This window comes from Mycobacterium persicum (assembly GCF_002086915.1).
GTDB classification, from domain to species: Bacteria; Actinomycetota; Actinomycetes; order Mycobacteriales; family Mycobacteriaceae; genus Mycobacterium; species Mycobacterium persicum.
The window spans coordinates 6115447-6132914 of sequence record NZ_MWQA01000001.1 but is presented as its reverse complement, the minus strand read 5'-3'; the positions used below and the strand labels follow the sequence as shown (position 1 = coordinate 6132914).

The window sequence follows — 17468 nt, the reverse complement described above, 5'->3', positions numbered from 1 at the left end:
ACGTAAGCTGGCAACGATGAGCTTCAGAGCACGCATGGCCCCGTTGCGGTGGTCGGTCTGGCGCATGGCACCCGGGATCCGCAACCTCACCAGGACGGGTCAGATCGGTGACGGTCGCGAAGCGGCCGCTGTCGACTACGTACTCCGGCACGCCCGTGCCGGCGACATCGACGACGTGCTGGCCACCATCGACAAGTTCGCCTATGAAAAGTCGATGCTGATCAATATCGGCGACGAAAAGGGGCCGATGCTCGACGCGGCGGTGCGGCGGGCCAACCCGGCGCTGGCGCTGGAGCTGGGCACCTACTGCGGCTACGGCGCACTGCGGATCGCCCGGGCGGCGCCGACGGCCCGGGTGTACTCCGTCGAACTGGCCGAAGCCAACGCCGCCAATGCCCGGCAGATCTGGGCTCATGCCGGCGTCGCCGACCGGGTGACCTGTGTGGTCGGCACCATCGGCGACGGCGGACGCACCCTGGACGTGCTGGCGCACGAACACGGATTCTCTTCTGGCACTTTAGATTTCGTGTTCATCGACCATGACAAGAAGGTCTACCTGGACGACCTGCAGGCCATCCTGGACCGCGACTGGCTGCATCCGGGTGCGATCGTGGTAGCCGACAACGTCCTGGTGCCCGGCGCGCCGAAGTACCGCGCCTACATGCGGCGCGAGCAGGGCAGGCTGTGGAACACCGTGGAACACAAGGCTCACCTGGAATACCAGACCCTGGTGCCCGACCTGGTGCTGGAATCGGAGTACCTGAGTTAGTCGCCCGGCGAGCAGTGTCGCCACACCCGAAACCTGAGCCTCATCCGCACCACTTTGCCTAGTGGGCGGGCGTGGCTATCGGTTTTTGTCGGACCGGGTCGTTACGGTGCGGGCGTGCAGTCACTGATGTATCCCTCGATCGACCTCGACGACGCCGAATCGCATCTGGGCGCCGACACCTACCGTCGCGGCCTGGCCTACGCCCGCGAAGGACGAGTGGTGCGTTGTCTGTGGAACCCCGGCGACGACAATCTCACGGGGAGCGTTCGTGGTAATCGGGGCCGCACCTATACCACCACCGCGCAACTGTCGATCGATTACGCCGACTCCTGGTGTCTCGAGATCGGGTTGTGCACCTGCCCCATGCAGGTGGATTGCAAGCATGTGGCCGCGATCCTCATCGCGGCCAGCGGGACGACGAAGACACGATCGCAACGCCCATCGGCCTTGCCCCCGGCTCCATCGCCGTGGCGCACGTCGCTGGACGCATTGTTCCCGACATCGTCGCCGGGCAGCGTCGTCGGCACGCCGCTGGCTATCGAGCTGAACCTGTCGGCGAGCGGCTTGGACGCGCGGGTGGTGCGCCCGGGTAAGCGCGGTGGCTGGGTCGCCGCCGACCTGAGCTGGGGCCGCTTGGCCGCGCTGCGGCACTACGGTTATCCCGACGCGCACATCCAGGTGCTACAAGAGTTCTATGCCGCCTACCGGACGTCAGCCCCGAATTCGACTGGCTACCACAGCTATTCGTATACCTCGTACGGGGACGTGAAGACAATCTCGCTGCTGAAGTTCGAATCGCCCCAGTTGTGGCCGCTACTGGACGAGGTGCGCCGAGTCGGCGTGCGGTTAGTGCAGGCGCAGGACCACCACGACGTGCTGCCGTATGCTTCGGCACGCCTGTCCTTGGATGTCACCGCCGACCCATCGGGCAACCTCACGGTCATGCCGTTGCTTGAAGTCGACGGAGCGGCCGCGCAAGCGGTGGCTTTCATCGGGTCGTCGGGCCATGGCGTGGTCTGCTCCGACGGCGGGCTGCGGCTGGCACGGATGGACCAGCCGGTCTCGGTGACGTTGCAGCGGATGACCCTTGGCGATCAGATCCTGACCATCCCCGCAGCTGAGGCGGCGCAGTTCACCGCCGAGTACTACCCGAAGCTGCGGCACATCGCGGCCATCACATCGTCGGACAGCTCGTTCACGCCGCCGACAATCACCGGGCCGACGCTGGTGCTACGTGCCGACTATCGCGGCGAGCACGAGGTCGAGCTGACGCTGCAGTGGGCGTACCGGGTGGGCGACAGCGAGTTTCGCGTCGGTGTGGACGCGTCTGGTGATCGAGGCTACCGCGACCCGGACACGGAGAATGGGCTTGCGCGCGGCATCGACGCCCCGCTGGAGCGGTTCGGGCTCCGCGCCCCCGACGGCAGGCTGATTGCCCGAGCCCAATTGTGCGGCTTGGAGACGATGCGGTTCACCACCGAACTCCAACCGCTGCTCACCGGGCTGTCCGACGTCATGCTGGAGGTGACCGGCGACCCCGTCGACTATCGGGAGGCCGGCGAGTCCCTGGTCATCGGCGTGGCCACGAATGCGGTGCCTGGACAGACGGACTGGTTCGACCTGAACATCACAATCAGCCTTGAAGGCAAGCAGATTCCGTTCGTCAGCGTGTTCACCGCGCTGGCCTCCGGCCAGTCACATGTGCTACTGGCCGACGGCGCCTACTTTGCGGTGGACAAGCCGGAGCTGGTGAAGCTGCGCCGGCTGATCGAGGAGGCTCGCGCGCTCACCGATGCCGACGAGGGTCCACCCCGGATCAGCCGGTTCCAGGCCGGGCTGTTCGACGAACTCGCCGCACTGGGAGTGGTCACCCAACAGGCCGACGAGTGGCGTCGGCAGGTTCGCGGACTGCGCGCACTACAGGGAGTTGAACCGGTGCCGATGCCCAGCGGCTTGCGCGCCGAGCTGCGGCCCTACCAGGCCGACGGCTTCTCGTGGCTTGCCACGCTCCACGCGCACGGGCTGGGCGGGATCCTCGCCGACGACATGGGCCTGGGCAAGACGCTCCAGTCGCTTGCATTGATCTGCCATGTCCGGCAAGAGGATCCGAGTCCGGCCCCGTTCTTGGTGGTGGCGCCCTCGAGTGTGGTTTCAAACTGGGCCGCGGAGGCCGCGCGGTTCGCACCGGAACTGTCGGTGGCTGCGATCAGCGATACCCTGCGCCGTGGCGGCATCGACCTTGACGAGTTGGTCGCCGGCGCCGACGTCGTCGTTACCTCCTATACCTTGTTTCGCCTCGACTTCGACGCCTACGCCGCCCAAATCTGGTCCGGCCTCATTCTGGACGAAGCCCAGTACGTAAAGAATCGGCACGCCAAGACCTACCAGTGCGCGCGCCGGCTACCCGCCCCCATCAAGGTGGCAATCACGGGTACGCCGATGGAAAACAACGTGATGGAACTGTGGTCGCTGCTATCGATCACCGCCCCGGGACTGTTTCCCAGCCCGACGAAGTTCGCCGACTACTACGCCAAACCCATCGAGAAGACCGGCGATCCGGAACTGCTCGCACTGTTTCGCCGCCGCATCAAGCCCCTGGTGAAGCGCCGCACCAAGGGACTGGTGGCGGCCGAATTGCCAGCCAAGCAAGAGCAATCGCTCGATATCGAGCTGCCGCCCAGACACCGCTCGCTCTATGACAAGCGACTGCACCGCGAACGCCAGAAGGTGCTCGGCTTGCTCGACGACATGCAGCGCAACCGATTCACGATCCTGAAATCTCTGACCGTGCTGCGCCAGATGGCGCTGCACCCTGGCCTTGTCGACGCTACGCATGACGCGATGACCTGCGCGAAAATCGATGTCTTGGTGGAGCAACTGCGCGACGTCGCCGACGGCGGCCACCGCGCGCTGGTGTTCAGCCAGTTCACTCGCTTCCTTGGCCGGGTGCGTGATCGCCTCGGCGCCGAGGGCATCGATTACTGCTACCTGGATGGGCGAACCCGCAACCGCCCCAAGGTGATTCAGCAGTTCAAGGAAGGGACTGCGCCGGTTTTCCTGATCAGTCTCAAGGCCGGCGGTTTCGGGTTGAACCTTACCGAGGCCGACTACTGCTTCCTGCTCGACCCGTGGTGGAATCCGGCCACCGAAACCCAGGCTGTCGATCGCACCCACCGCATCGGGCAGAAGCGCAATGTCATGGTGTATCGCCTTATCGCCCGCGACACTATCGAGGACAAGGTCGTCGCGCTCAATGCGCGCAAAGCCAAGCTCTTCGCCAGCGTGATCGATGACGGCAACGCCTTCGCCTCCGCGCTGACCGCCGACGACATCCGCGGACTGCTGAGCTGAGGTCCGGGCGTTGTCTTGCCGTACCCGCGCGCCATGACCGAATGCATGCGGCGCTCCAGGGTTTTCGTGCTGTTCAGGGCGGTTTGATTGGCTAATGCGTGTCAGCGCTTTATCGGTGAAGTGAGGGACGCGCACGCGGTGCGGCTCTAGGTTTCGGGGTTACCACACCAACCTCAATCCCGAGGACGCCCGCCCGGTACGCGTCAACACCGCATTTGACCGTCTGCCGCAGTTCTCGGGGCATGCGGCACTGGCTGATCGGCGGGATCCTCCAGATGGACTGTCCCGACTGCTGGATCCGCACCGAGTAACTGCCCTGGGCGCCCGCCCGGCGCGCGGCACACCCGCGACTTCGACATGCCTGACGTCAACCGGCTGCTGAACATGAGATCACGTGCTGCCGCGCAATGGTCCAAGCTGTCGTGCGACCGCCGCCGGTCCGCCCCGACATCCCTGGCTCCGAGAGACCACCGGTCCCGTCAGATATCGCGAATCGGCGAGCACGTATCCGCGAATCAGCGAAAGTACAGGCGCATATCGGCGACAATATGCTCGCAAATCGGCGAAAATCGGATACACGGTTGAGGTGAATCCGCCGTCTCGCATTGCCCGGAACCTGCTTCCGCGGGTTGACGAGGCACTCAGCGACACACGGATCGTCGTCGTTCAGGGCGCCCGTCAGGTTGGCAAGTCAACCCTTGCGGCCGAGATCACGCGCCGGCTCGACGGACGATTGGTCACACTTGACGATGACGTGACCCGAACAACAGCGGCCACAGATCCCTACAGTTTCGTTCGCCAATTCCCAGACGGACTACTCACGATCGACGAAGTGCAGCGGGTTCCGGAACTGGTTCTTGCGCTCAAGACCAGCGTTGACGCCAACGATCGGCCGGGTCAATATCTGCTCACCGGGTCCGCCAATCTCTTACAGCTCCTGGCGACCGAGGACAGCCTCGCCGGCAGGGCTGAGAGCCTTGAACCCTTCGGATTCAGCCAAGGCGAACTCGAAGGAGTCACTGAAACCTTCATCGACCGGCTATTAGCCGGCGACCTCTTCCTCGGTCACGAGAGTAACCTGGCACGTCACGACTATCTCGCCCGCGCTTGTACCGGCAGCTACCCCGAGGCTGTCAGCCGAAAGTCAACCAAACGCCGAAATGCGTGGCTGGATAATTACATCGACCGCATCGTCAAGCGCGACGCGATGGACGTCTCCAATCTGCAGCGCATCGCCGACCTGCCGCGCCTCATCCGACTCTTAGCCGCACGCAGTGCATCCGAACTCAACCTGAGCTCCCTAGCTGCCGACGCCGAGATCCCCGTGCGTACCCTGCCACCATATCTCGACCTTCTCGAGATCCTGTATCTCATCGACCGCATACCCTCATGGTCGACTAACCTTTCGAAGCGTGTCGTCGATCGACCGAAAGTCCTCCTCCTCGACTCTGGACTGGCCGCTCGCCTTGTCAACGTCTCACCTGCCGGAGTCGGACCAAATGCCAACCCAGACGCGGCAGGAGCCATCGTCGAAACTTTCGTAATCTCAGAACTCCGGCGACAACTCGGATGGTCGCAACAGTCGCCTCGAATGTTCCACTACCGCGATCGAGACGGCGCAGAAGTAGACCTCATACTGGAAACCGCAGATGGCCTCATTGCCGCGATCGAGATCAAGTCGGCAGCAACCCTCCGTGGCCGAGACACCCGCTGGATCACAAAACTCCGCGACAAACTCGGCAAACGCTTCGCCGCCGGCCTCATCCTCCACACCGGCCCACAAGCCCAGCCATTCGGCGATCGCTTCGCCGCCGTCCCTATCGACGTCCTCTGGTCCGCTTGAGGGTGGACATATGACTTGCAACAAATTTCAAGTGTTATTGCCGCAGCCAGCATCGCGCCAACGCTTTTGGGCGCCGGCGCGCACAGCAGTTGCCCGACGGCACCCGTCACGTCGCGCGGGGATGCGCCCCGGCCCACACCTCCCGCAATGCATGAACGGTGACCAGCGTGTAGATCTGTGTCGTCGTCACCGAGGCATGGCCCAACAATTCCTGCACCACCCGGACGTCGGCGCCGCCCTCGAGCAGGTGGGTGGCAAACGAATGCCGCAGCATGTGCGGCGACACACCCGCGGTGATGCCGGCACGCTCGGCCGCATCCTGCAGCACTTGCCAGGCGCTTTGCCGTGACAACCGGCCGCCGCGGGCATTGAGAAAAATGGCCGCGGTGCCGCGGCCCCGCCGGGCCAGGTCGGGGCGCCCGCGCACCAGGTAGGCGTCCAGCGCGTGCACGGCCGGGCGCCCCACTGGCACCAGCCGTTGTTTACCGCCCTTGCCGCGCAACAACACCGACCTGGCGTGCGTGTCCACGTCATCGACGTCGAGACCCACGGCTTCGGAGATTCGCGACCCGGTGGAATACAACAGCTCCAGCAGAGCCCGGTTGCGCAAGGTCAACGGTCCGTCGGCCGGGTTGTCGCCGCCGGCACCTTCCAGCAGAGCCAGCACCTGGTCGACCGTCAGACTCTTGGGCAGCCGCCGGCCCGGTGTCGGCGGCCGGACCGCGCGCGCCACATCCAGCTCGGCCAGGCCTTCGGCGGCGGCGAACCGATGCAGGCCGCGCACCGCGATCAGCGCGCGGGCCGCTGACACCGCGGACAGCGCCGTCGCCCCCGATTCAGGATCACCGCGCCGCAGTGCCACCAGAAACTCGCTGACGTCGTCCTCGCCGACGGCGGCCAGGTCGGTGATTCCCCGGTCTTCGAGGTGCTTGGTGTAGCGGCGCAGGTCGCGCCGGTAAGAACTCAGGGTGTTGGCCGCCACGCCCCGTTCGATCGCCAGATGGTCAAGGTAGCCCTGCAGTTGTGTGCCCAGGGGCAGCGTCGTCAACGCGCGTTCTTTCGCGCCATGAAGGCCGTCGGCTTGTCGATCCAGGGGCTGTCCACCGGACGCGGTTGAGCCAGCCCACCGGTCACGGCCTGCGCGGCCAAAATCCCGGCCACCGCAATGGCATTGACAATCTCGCCGCTGAACACCTTCCGCGCCGCCTCCGCGAGGGGAAACCACTGCACCGTCATGTCGGCTTCTTCGTGGTGCGCCTCGGGTTGCTCCGCCTCGCTGAGCCCGGTGGCCAGATAGACCCGCACCGATTCGTCGCTGAAGCCCGGCGTGGAGTCCAGGTCGACGAGCACCTGCCAGATAGCGGCCCGCAAACCCGCCTCCTCCCGCAATTCACGGGCGGCGGTGAGATGCGCCGGCTCCCCCGACGCATCCAGCAATCCGGCCGGCAGCTCCCACAGCCGCCGACCGAACGGGTGGCGGTACTGATAGACCAACGGGATGTTGCCGCCATCGTCGACCGCGACGACACCGACGGCACCGTAATGCTCGACGACCTCTCGCACGGCGATGGTGTCACCCGGCATTCGCACCCGGTCCCGGCGCAGCGCGAAAATCGCTCCGGTATGCAAGATTTCGGACGATATCGTCTCGAAGTCGTGCTCAGCCACGAGTCGCGGGCTCAGGTAGCGGCGGCGCGACGCCGTCTCGATGCTCGTTCCGCCGCTCGTTTCCGTTTGACACGGGCTCGGCCATCTCGGGGATGTCGACGGGCAGCAGCTCGCCTCCCTTATAGTCGATGGCCGCTCGGACGAATGCGACAAACAGCGGATGCGGGCGGGTGGGCCGGCTCTTCAACTCGGGGTGAGCCTGGGTGCCGACCAGGAACGGATGCTGGTCACGCGGGTACTCGACGAACTCGACCAACCGGCCGTCGGGTGAGGTCCCGGAAAACCGCAGGCCGCTTCGGGCGATCTGATCCCGGTAGGCATTGTTGACCTCGTAGCGGTGCCGGTGCCGCTCCGACACCTTCGTCGATTGATACGCTTGCGCCACAATGGAATCCGGCTCCAGCACCGCGGGGTAGGCACCCAGGCGCATGGTGCCGCCCAGATCCGCCTCGCCGGCCACGATGCGCTGCTGGTCGGCCATCGTGGAAATGACCGGATCAGGGGTGTCGGGTTCGAATTCCGCCGAATTGGCCTGGCTCAGACCGACCGAACGGGCGGCCTCGATCACGATGCACTGCAGACCCAGGCATAGTCCCAGCACCGGCAGGCCCCGAGCCCGGGCGTATGAGATGGCAGCGATCTTGCCCTCGATGCCGCGGATGCCGAACCCTCCTGGAATCAGCACCCCATGGACATCGCCCAGCGCCGCCGCGACACCGCCGTCAGTCTGGCAATCGTCGGAACCCACCCAGAGGATCTCGACTTTGGCCCGATGCTTAAACCCGCCGGCCCGCAACGCCTCGATCACCGACAGGTAAGCGTCGGATAACTCAACGTACTTACCCACCAAGGCGATTCGGACCGATTCGTGCGGTTCGTGCACCCTGCGCAACAAGTCGTCCCATTCGGTCCAGTCGACGTCGCGGAACGGCAGGTTGAGCCGGCGGACCACGAACGCGTCCAGTTCCTCGCGGTGCAACACCTTGGGGATGTCGTAGATCGAGGGCGCGTCGGGAGTGGAGATCACGCCGTCGATGTCGACGTCACACATCAGGGCGATCTTGTTCTTCAGCGCTTCGGGGACGTTGCGGTCGCTGCGCAGGATCAGCGCGTCCGGGGTGATACCGATGCTGCGCAGTGCGGCCACCGAGTGCTGGGTCGGCTTGGTCTTGAGCTCGCCCGACGGGGCCAGGTAGGGCACCAGCGACACGTGCAGAAAGAAGACGTTCTCCCGGCCGAGGTCGTGGCGCACCTGGCGCGCCGCCTCCAGAAAGGGCTGTGACTCGATATCGCCCACGGTGCCGCCGATTTCGGTGATGACGACGTCGGGGCGGTGTCCGTCCGGGTTGGGTTGGGCCATCGCCATGATGCGACGCTTGATCTCGTCGGTGATATGCGGGATCACCTGGACGGTGTCACCGAGGTATTCGCCTCGGCGCTCTTTGGCGATCACCGTCGAATACACTTGTCCGGTCGTTACATTCGCGGAGCCGGACAGGTCGCGATCGAGAAAGCGTTCGTAGTGGCCGACGTCGAGATCGGTCTCGGCGCCATCCTCGGTGACAAAAACCTCGCCATGCTGGAACGGGTTCATGGTGCCCGGGTCGACGTTGAGGTACGGATCGAGTTTCTGCATCGTGACCTGCAACCCGCGGGCGGTCAACAGCTGGCCGAGGCTACTCGCGGTCAATCCCTTGCCGAGCGAGGATGCGACCCCGCCGCTGACGAAGAGGTGCTTGGTGACAGTTTGCGGATGCTTGCGCACCTGGGCGACCTCCGTGAAGACGGGCAGGGCTTGCCTTTCTAGCCTGACCTAGCTGGGCCTGCCGACCCACGGAATCCCACCCTAACACCCGCGACGCCCGCTCGCGGCGAACACGCCCGACCGGTCGTAGCCGGTGACTATCGGGGACTACTGGGGAACCGTCACCGAGGTGGCCCCGTGGCCCGTGCCGTAGTTGGCCGGGTGACCCCCATTGATCAGGTCGTGTAGGGCCAGGATCGCCGTGATGCGGCCGGGCGCGGCGTCGACGTCGTCGACGGTGCTGATGGTGGCGGCCATGCCGGCATCTGCACGGGTGACCGCGACCGCCGCGCTGCCGGTCGACGAACCATCCCGGCCGGCGAGCACGGTGCCGGAACCGTGCGGCGCCAGCGCGGCGGCGAACCGCGCCACGCTGGCCCCCTGGTTGCCGGCGTCCGCGGGCAAGCCCCCGCCGGTGATGACGATCGCGGCGTTTGCCACATCGATGTGATCCGCGGGCTGATAGGTGATGAAGCCGGTCTCGCGCAGCGCCGCCAGCACGGTGCCGCGCTGGGCGTCGTCCACCGGCGGGGCCTGCGGATTGGTGGAGTTGGCGGGGGTCAGCATGGCGATCCCCAGCAGGTCACCGGCCTGTGAACCCTGGTCGACGAGCTTGGTGCTCAGCTGGGTACCGGCGGGCAGGATCGACGAATTCACCACCGACCGCAGCTTTTCCGCCGAGTTGGCTTCAACGAACTCCTGGGTCAGCGACACAGTGCCGACGACCGACCCTCCGGCCTGCCCCACAATTTTCGACACCATGGCGACGTCGTCGTCGTTGGCATCCGGGGTCCGAAAGATCACCACCGACTTGCCCGCCAACGCGTCGTGCACAATCCGCCCAAGCACCTGGTTATCGAAACTATTTGCCGCGCTGAGCTTTTCGTTGAGCGCGTTGCGCTGGTCGTTGAGTCCGGTGATCTGGGCGGCCAGGTCCCGCTTCTCGTTACGCAAGCTGGACAGCAGCGTGTCGGAGAAGAAGCCCGAACCGAGCACCACTCCAATCGCCAACGCCAGGAAGACGGCAGCCAGCGAAATCGCATGTTGACGTAACGAGATCATGAAGGCACCGTCCTCGAAGGGGTCAGGTCACCAGGTTCTGCACCCAGAGGGAGAAGCGGTTCCAGTAGTCAATGATCCAGTGCAGCACCACACCATCGGTGCGTGACACCCACAAGACGACGATGATGGCAATCAGCATCGTCAACGCCAACAGCGCAATGGCTCCAGCCGAAATGTGGTTGCGGTACAACGTCGCGACCGCCTTGGCGTCCACCAGCTTCTCCCCCACCCGCAGCCTGGTGAGGAAGGTCGACGGGTTGCTTTGCGCCCGCGTCCGGTCGAAGAACGTCTCGATGTTGGCGGTGTGGCCGGCGGTGACCAGCAGTGCGGCGCCGTGGTGATCGGCAAGCAGCAACGCCAGGTCGATCGCCGAGCCGGCGGCCGGGAACGTCATCGCCCCGACACCGAGATCCTGAATGCGCTCCAGGCCGGGCGCGTGGCCGTCGGCGTCGGCGGGCAACACCACCTGGGCGCCGCACTTGAGCACCTCGGTGCTGATCTGGTCGGGGTCGCCGACGATCAGCTGCGGACGGTACCCGGCCTTGCGCAACACGTCCGCGCCGGTACCGACGCCGACCAGCACCGGTTGGTACTCCTTGATGAACGGCTTGAGCGCTTTGACGTCGTCGGTGGCCCTAGGCTCTTCCCCGACGATCACCACGTGCCGGCGGCGCATGTCGACGTCGATGTCGGGGATGCCGATTCCGTCGATCAGCAGCGGGCTCTCGCTCTTGATGAACTCGATCGTGTTGCCGGCGAACGCCTCCAGATGGGCGGCCAGCCCGCTCTTGGCCTCCCGCATCAGGTCGGCGATGTCGTGGTCGCTGCGCTCGGTACCGCGGACCAGCCGGCGATCGCCCGAATACAGGCCGCCTTCGTACAACCGGATCTTCGAACCGTCTTTGACCTTCTTGAAGACCTCGGGCCCGGTCTCGTCGATCAGGGTGACCCCGTTGTTGACCAATACCTCGGGGCCCAGGTTCGGATAGCGACCCGAAACCGACGACGATGCGTTGACGACGGCGGCGACGTCAGCTTCCACCAGTGCGTCCGCGGTGATCCGGTCCAGATCCAAGATGTCGAGGACCACGATGTCACCGGGACAGACCCGCCGCAGCAGGCGGTCGATGTTCCGGTCGACGCGGGCGGTGCCGACCAGACCTGGCCGGGCGGTGTTACGAGACAGAAGTGCGGACATCTTCATGGGGGCGATTCTGTCGGGGATGCACGGCCGGAGCCGGGAGGCGCGCCGTAACATCAGCCCCATAAGTTATATAGAGTCACAACTGTCACACACGACGCCGCGCGGCGCCGAGTTGTTGGCCGATCGCGACCAGATGGCAACACGACGTCGACGTTGGGAGGCTAGATCTGGTCGTTCTGCGCGGCGTCGAGCAGCTCACGAGCGTGGGCGCGGCCGCTGTCCGACTCACCCAGTCCGGCCAGCATCCTGGCCAGCTCGGCGACGCGCTCCTGGTCGTTCAGCCGGCGTACCCCGCTGGCGCCGCCGCGTCCGGTGCTGTGCACCGTCAAATGCACGTCGGCATACGCAGCCACCTGGGGCAGATGCGTGACCACGATGACCTGATGGGTGCGCGCCAGCTTCGCCAGGCGTCGCCCGATCTGGACGGCCGCTCTGCCGCCGACCCCGGCGTCGACCTCGTCGAACACCATCGTGGTGCCGACTGTTTGTTTCCGCGAGGTCGCCAGCACCACTTCCAGCGCCAGCATCACCCGGGACAACTCACCGCCGGATGCGCTTTTGGCCAGCGGCAGCACGGTCATACCGCGGTGTGCGGCGAAGCCGAACTCGACGTTGTCGATGCCATCGGCACCGGCGCGGGCCGGCTCGCCCGAAGGCAACGTCAACGCGACGGGATCGTCGTGCTCGGCCAGGTCGGTGTTCACGCCGATGGTGAATTCGGCGTCTGCCATCGCCAGGGCGGACAGCTCTGCCGTGACCTCGGTGGCCAACTTCTTGGCCGCTTTGCGCCGAATCTTGCTCAGATCGACTGCCGCTTGGGCTAATTCGCGCTCCAGCTGCTCGGCGCGGCGTTCCAGCGCCGCCAAGCCCTCTTCGGAGACGTCGAGTTGGCCCAGCCGGTCCCGGGACTCCCGAGCCCACCGCAGCACCCCGTCGATATCGGCGGCATACTTGCGTGTCAGAGTACGCAATTGGGCTTGGCGGGCCAGTTTGGCGTCCAGGGTGCTGGCATCGGCCGGCAGCTCGTCGACATAGTTGCCAAGCTCCCCGGCCGCATCGACAATCACCGTCAGCGCCTCGCCGATTTGCTCGGCCAGCGCCCGCAGCATGGCATCGTCGGTCGATTCCAGAGCCGCCCGGGCACGCCCGAGGCATTCGGTGGCACCGACGCCGTACGTGTCGTCGGGCCCGCCGGCCAACGCCGCGCGCGCCCCCGACGCGGCTTCGCGCAGCGTATCCAGCTCGGAGAGCCGCACGATGTCGGCGACCAGCGCCTCGTCCTCGCCCGGCTGCGGGTCCACCGCGTCGATCTCGTTGAGGGCGAACTGCAAACGGTCCGCCTCCTGGGCCAGCTCGCGCGCCCGGTTACGCCGGTCAGACAGGTCCCGCCGCGCCGACAGCCACGCGTCGCGCAGCTTGCGGTAGCGCTCGCACGCGTGGCCGCTGGCCGCGAAGCGGTCCAGCGCGCCGCGTTGTTCCTCCGGTCGCAGCAACCGCAACTGGTCGTTTTGGCCATGCAGCGCCAGAAGTTGGTTGGTGAAACCGCTGAGCGACTTGGCGGGCACGCTGCGACCGCCGAGGTAAGCACGCGACGGGCCGTTACCGCTGACCGAGCGCAATGCGATCACGCTGTCGTCCTCGTCGCGCTGCGCCCCGGAGGCGTCCAGGATCTCGTCGAGCTTGGCGACCGTGGCATCGTCGAGATCGGTTGTGACGAAACGGCCTTCGACAACGGCGCGATCAGCCCCGGACCGCACCCGGGTCGGGTCGGCCCGCGCACCGCCCAGCAACTGCAACCCGGTGACCACCATGGTCTTACCGGCACCGGTCTCGCCGGTGAGCACGGTCAGCCCGCGATCGAACTCGGCGGTGGCGGTGCTGATGGCGCCCAGCGACTCGATTCGGATCTCAGTGAGCACCGGTTACTTCCCGCGCCAACCGGTCACCGGCAACTGGAACTTGGTCACCAGACGGTCGGTGAACGGCGCGCTGTCTAATCGTGCCCATCTGACCGGCGTGTCACAACGGGTCACCTCGAGCCGCCCGCCGGCGGGTATCAGCATTTCGCGGCGGCCATCGCAGAACACCAGGGCGTCGTGACCGTCAGCCTCGATCTCGATCGCGATCCGGGCATCCGGACTGGTGACCATCGGCCGGCCGAACAACGCGTGAGCGTTGTTGGGCACCACCAAGATCGCCTCGAGATCCGGCCACAACACCGGGCCGCCCGCCGAGAACGCATAGGCGGTGGACCCGGTCGGCGTCGACACCAGCACCCCGTCGCAGCCGAAAGCCGACACCGGACGGCCGTCGATTTCGACGACCACCCCCAGCACGCCCAGCCGGGGGCCCTTTTCCAGGCTCGCTTCGTTGAGCGCCCAGCCCTGGTCGATGACGCGGCCGCCGTGGCGCACCGCGACATCGAGGGTCAGCCGATCTTCCACCCGGTAGTCCCGTGCCACCACATGTTCGAGCACCAGGTCGATAGCCTCAGCCTCGGCTTCGGCCAGGAATCCGATCCGGCCCAGGTTGACACCCAACACCGGAATGCTGGCGTTGCGGGCCAGCTCGGCTGCCCGCAGGAAGGTGCCGTCACCGCCGAGCACCAGCACCAACTCGCAGCCATCGGCAGCGTGCGGGTCGGCGTTGACCACCTCGATCTGCACGCCCCGGGCTCGCATGTCGTCGGGAGCCAGCCGCAGCGATCCGCGGTTGACCGCCTCGGCGGACAGCACTCGAAGCCCAATATTGTTGTCGCCCAATACTTTCTCGACGCGACGCGCGGTTTCGGTCGCCTCGTCGCGTCCGGTGTGGACCACCAGTAGGACGGTGCGTTCGGTGCTCGTCTGTGAAGTCACTGCGGCCCCATGCTCATCGTCCGGCGCACCGCGGCCACCAGTTCGTCGCCGGCCAACCATCGATCGGTCTGTGCGCGCAACCACAGGAAGTATTCGACGTTGCCCGCCGGACCCCGAAGCGGGCTGGCCGCGACATCGACGGTGTGCCAACCCAGCTCGTCCGCACGCCGCGAGACAGCCAGCACCGCGTCCGCGCGCAACTGCGGGTCCGAAACCACCCCGCCCGGACCGACCTGCCCCTTGCCCACCTCGAACTGTGGCTTCACCATGGGAACAATATCTGCGCCCGGCGACGCACAGTCGATCAGCGCGGGCAACACCGTGCCCAGCGAGATGAACGAGAGGTCGGCCACGATGAGGTCGACGCAGCCGCCGACCGCCCCGGGCGACACGTCGCGCACATTGGTCCGCTCGACGACCACCACTCGCGGATCGCTACGCAGCGACCAGGCCAGCTGGCCGTAGCCGACATCGACGGCAACCACTTCGGCGGCACCCCGGTCCAGCAGCACCTCGGTGAACCCGCCGGTCGACGCGCCCGCATCGAGGCAGCGCCGGCCTTGAACGGGAACCGCGAAGGCATCCAGCGCGCCGATGAGTTTGTGGGCACCCCGCGAAACCCAGCCGCGGGCGCCATCCGCCGCGACGGTCAACGCCGCGCTGACGGCCACGGCGGTCGCCGGCTTGACCACCGGCAGGCCGTCGATGCGCACCTTGCCGGCTTCGATCAATTCCGCAGCCTGGTGACGAGATCGCGCCAGGCCGCGCCGCACCAGCTCGACGTCAACGCGGGCACGCCGGGCCACCGTTGCCCTCAGCCCTTCTCCGCCGACTCCAGGGCCCGCAACAGCACGTCGTGAGCCTCCGACAGACGGCGCGCGATGACCTCGAGCTCGGCAAGAGACGGCCCGTTTTCGGCGTCGTCGACATCGGGCAGCTGGGCTACCAGGGCTTCGATTTCCGAGCGAATCTGATCAGGGTCAATAGTCATTGCGCTCCCTACGCTAGTTGCCGCCTAGTCACCGCGCTCCAGGGACCAGCGGCGCAATGCGTCGCGGGCCACCTCGTCGCCGGCCCCGATACTGACGGGCCGTCCGTCCGGATGCGCGTCCCAGATCGCGCTCGCGACCGCACGTACCACCGAGAGATCATCCCCGTCCTGGTCACCGGTGGCGCTGACCGTTACCGTCGCGTCGGCGACGTCGACCCGCCAGCCCGGCTGTGACCCTATCGCCAGCAGCTCGCCATCATGGTGCAGGCAGCGCAGATCGTGGCCAAGATACGTGGGACGCTGCCGCGGTGGCGCGAACACCGCGTCCCGCGCGCTGTTGACCCCACTGAGCACCATCAGGCTCGGCAGCCCCGCGGCGTGGGCACCTTCGATGTCGGTGTCGAGCCGATCGCCGATCACCAACGGCGCACGGCAATCGCCGCGGGCCACGGCGTCGGCCATCAATTGCGGACCCGGCTTGCCGGCCACTTGCGGCTCGGCGCCGGTGGCCGTGCGCAGCGCCGCGACCAGTGACCCGTTGCCCGGCAGCAGGCCGCGTTCGGTGGGCAAGGTGGGGTCGACGTTGGCCGCCACCCACAGGGCGCCGGCCCGGATGGCCAGCGCGGCCTCGGCAAGCTCAGGCCAGCCGGTGGTCATCGAGAGACCCTGAACCACGGCAACCGGTCCGTCGTCCCAGCGACGCACCGGACGCAGCCCCACCGCGGCGACCTCGGCCCCCAGCGCGTCTGTGCCCACGATCAGCACGGGTGAACCTGCAGGGAGCTGATCGGCCAGCACCCGGGCGGCGCTCTGCGCGCTGGTGACCACGTCACTGCCGGCGGCGTCGAAGCCGAGCTCGCGCAGATGCGCCGCGACCTCGTCGGCGCTGCGCGACGCGTTGTTGGTGATGAACAGTTTGCGGCTGCTCACCTCCGCCAGCGATTGGACCGCGCCCTCGGTGGCCCGCCGACCGCGAAATACCGTCCCATCCAGGTCGATCAGCAGGCAATCATACTGCTGCGCAAGACTTTTCACCTGATGCTCAACCCAGCTCGGCGACCCGGTCTTCGGCGTCGGTGACGCCTTCCAGGTCAGCGTCGGCGGCGCGCAAGAACCATCGCATCGCCTCGTCGCGACGCCCGAGCGCCAACAGCGTCTCGGCATAGGCGTAAAACAGTCGCGCCGCCGTCGAGCCGGTGCGGGCCGGGTCGAGCTGGGGCGTCGACAACACGGTCAGCGCCTGCTCCAGCTGCCCGAGATCGGCACGCGCGCCGGCGGCGACAATCCGCAACTCGTCGGCGTCATCGCCGCTCAGCTGGGCCGCCTCGGGGCCGCGCGCAAGTTCGATAGCTCGCAGCGGGCGGCCGAGACCGCGTTCGCAATCGGCGATCAGCGCCAGCAGCGGGGATCTGCTGCCCATTCGCCGCGCCGCGCGCAACTCGGCCAGCGCCTGAGCCCACTCGCCGCAGCGGTAGGCGGCGATCCCGACAGCCTCGCGAACGACGGCGATCCTGCCCGAGCGGGCCCGGGCCGCACGCGCGTGGCTCAGGGCGGCTTCGGGATCCTCGTCGAGTAGCTCCCCGGCGGCCACCAGGTGCCGCGCCACCGCATCGGCGGTGGCCCGGTCCAGGGTGCTCAGCTCGCGCCGGATCTCCGGCGCCAGTTGCTTGGCATCCACTCCCGGCGGGATCGCCGGCCCGTCCCGAGACTCGCGGGTTACCTCGGAAGGTGCCGATCGCGGGTGAGCCGGGCGAGCCCGGCCCGGACCCGACCAGGGAACGTCACGCTTTCGCTGTGGACCACGCCGCGGTACACCACCCGATGCCGGTCGCGGCCTGCGTTCGCCGCTGCGGTCATGCCTGTCGTCGACCACCCGCTAGAGGTTACGGGCACATCCGATCAGCTCACAATCGGTCCT

At 66.7% G+C, this 17468-nt stretch carries 14 protein-coding genes; 3 read left to right on the top strand and 11 right to left on the bottom strand.

Features of this window, described 5'->3' with window-relative positions:
• Positions 1-16: 16 nt before the first annotated feature.
• The 3 genes from B4U45_RS27725 (at position 17) to B4U45_RS27715 (ending at position 5963) form a co-directional block, all read left to right on the top strand.
• Positions 17-769, top strand: coding sequence for an O-methyltransferase (locus tag B4U45_RS27725; protein WP_075549553.1), 753 nt, complete (start codon positions 17-19; stop codon positions 767-769).
• A 126-nt stretch (positions 770-895) separates the two neighbouring features.
• A complete protein-coding gene (locus B4U45_RS27720; protein WP_075549584.1) occupies positions 896-4120 on the top strand; it encodes a DEAD/DEAH box helicase in 3225 nt (1074 codons plus the stop codon).
• Positions 4121-4706: 586 nt separating this feature from the next.
• The gene (locus B4U45_RS27715) at positions 4707-5963 is read left to right on the top strand and encodes an ATP-binding protein (RefSeq protein WP_082275670.1); all 1257 of its coding nucleotides are present in this window, start codon (positions 4707-4709) and stop codon (positions 5961-5963) included.
• 106 nt (positions 5964-6069) lie between these two features.
• Here the strand turns inward: B4U45_RS27715 and xerD are convergent, their stop codons facing one another.
• From xerD to B4U45_RS27660, 11 genes are all read right to left on the bottom strand, one after another.
• Complete coding sequence (gene xerD, locus B4U45_RS27710) at positions 6070-7011, bottom strand: site-specific tyrosine recombinase XerD (protein ID WP_075549554.1); 942 nt, start codon at positions 7009-7011, stop codon at positions 6070-6072.
• Positions 7008-7631 carry an NUDIX domain-containing protein gene (locus tag B4U45_RS27705; protein WP_075549555.1) on the bottom strand — a complete coding sequence of 208 codons (624 nt, stop codon included), beginning with the start codon at positions 7629-7631 and terminating at the stop codon, positions 7008-7010. Before B4U45_RS27705 ends, xerD begins: the two co-directional genes overlap by 4 nt.
• A complete protein-coding gene (locus B4U45_RS27700; protein ID WP_075549556.1) occupies positions 7624-9396 on the bottom strand; it encodes a CTP synthase in 1773 nt (590 codons plus the stop codon). Before B4U45_RS27700 ends, B4U45_RS27705 begins: the two co-directional genes overlap by 8 nt.
• Positions 9397-9543: 147 nt before the next feature.
• Entirely contained in the window at positions 9544-10497 is a 954-nt protein-coding gene (locus B4U45_RS27695) for a copper transporter (RefSeq protein ID WP_075549557.1), read from the bottom strand.
• 22 nt (positions 10498-10519) lie between these two features.
• Positions 10520-11701, bottom strand: a complete 1182-nt coding sequence (gene steA, locus B4U45_RS27690) for a putative cytokinetic ring protein SteA (protein WP_075549558.1) — start codon at positions 11699-11701, stop codon at positions 10520-10522.
• Between the two features lie 161 nt (positions 11702-11862).
• Positions 11863-13620, bottom strand: a complete 1758-nt coding sequence (gene recN / locus B4U45_RS27685) for a DNA repair protein RecN (RefSeq protein WP_122526444.1) — start codon at positions 13618-13620, stop codon at positions 11863-11865.
• Between the two features lie 3 nt (positions 13621-13623).
• A complete protein-coding gene (locus B4U45_RS27680; protein WP_075549560.1) occupies positions 13624-14559 on the bottom strand; it encodes an NAD kinase in 936 nt (311 codons plus the stop codon).
• Positions 14556-15365, bottom strand: a complete 810-nt coding sequence (locus B4U45_RS27675) for a TlyA family RNA methyltransferase (protein WP_083154612.1) — start codon at positions 15363-15365, stop codon at positions 14556-14558. The genes B4U45_RS27680 and B4U45_RS27675 overlap by 4 nt, the downstream gene beginning before the upstream one ends.
• A gap of 8 nt (positions 15366-15373) precedes the next feature.
• On the bottom strand, positions 15374-15550 hold the full coding sequence (locus B4U45_RS27670; RefSeq protein WP_089025165.1) for a hypothetical protein: 177 nt from the start codon (positions 15548-15550) through the stop codon (positions 15374-15376).
• 24 nt (positions 15551-15574) lie between these two features.
• The gene (locus B4U45_RS27665; protein ID WP_075549562.1) at positions 15575-16585 is read right to left on the bottom strand and encodes an HAD-IIA family hydrolase; all 1011 of its coding nucleotides are present in this window, start codon (positions 16583-16585) and stop codon (positions 15575-15577) included.
• A 7-nt stretch (positions 16586-16592) separates the two neighbouring features.
• The gene (locus B4U45_RS27660; protein ID WP_089025166.1) at positions 16593-17423 is read right to left on the bottom strand and encodes a tetratricopeptide repeat protein; all 831 of its coding nucleotides are present in this window, start codon (positions 17421-17423) and stop codon (positions 16593-16595) included.
• Positions 17424-17468: the final 45 nt, after the last annotated feature.

Excerpts from the sequence above, each read along its gene's own strand:
- B4U45_RS27695 (WP_075549557.1), bottom strand. The coding sequence starts at position 10,497 with ATGATCTCGTTACGTCAACATGCGATTTCGCTGGCTGCCGTCTTCCTG.
- B4U45_RS27720 (WP_075549584.1), top strand. The coding sequence starts at position 896 with ATGTATCCCTCGATCGACCTCGACGACGCCGAATCGCATCTGGGCGCC.
- B4U45_RS27725 (WP_075549553.1), top strand. The coding sequence starts at position 17 with ATGAGCTTCAGAGCACGCATGGCCCCGTTGCGGTGGTCGGTCTGGCGC.
- steA (WP_075549558.1), bottom strand. The coding sequence starts at position 11,701 with ATGAAGATGTCCGCACTTCTGTCTCGTAACACCGCCCGGCCAGGTCTG.
- B4U45_RS27670 (WP_089025165.1), bottom strand. The coding sequence starts at position 15,550 with ATGACTATTGACCCTGATCAGATTCGCTCGGAAATCGAAGCCCTGGTA.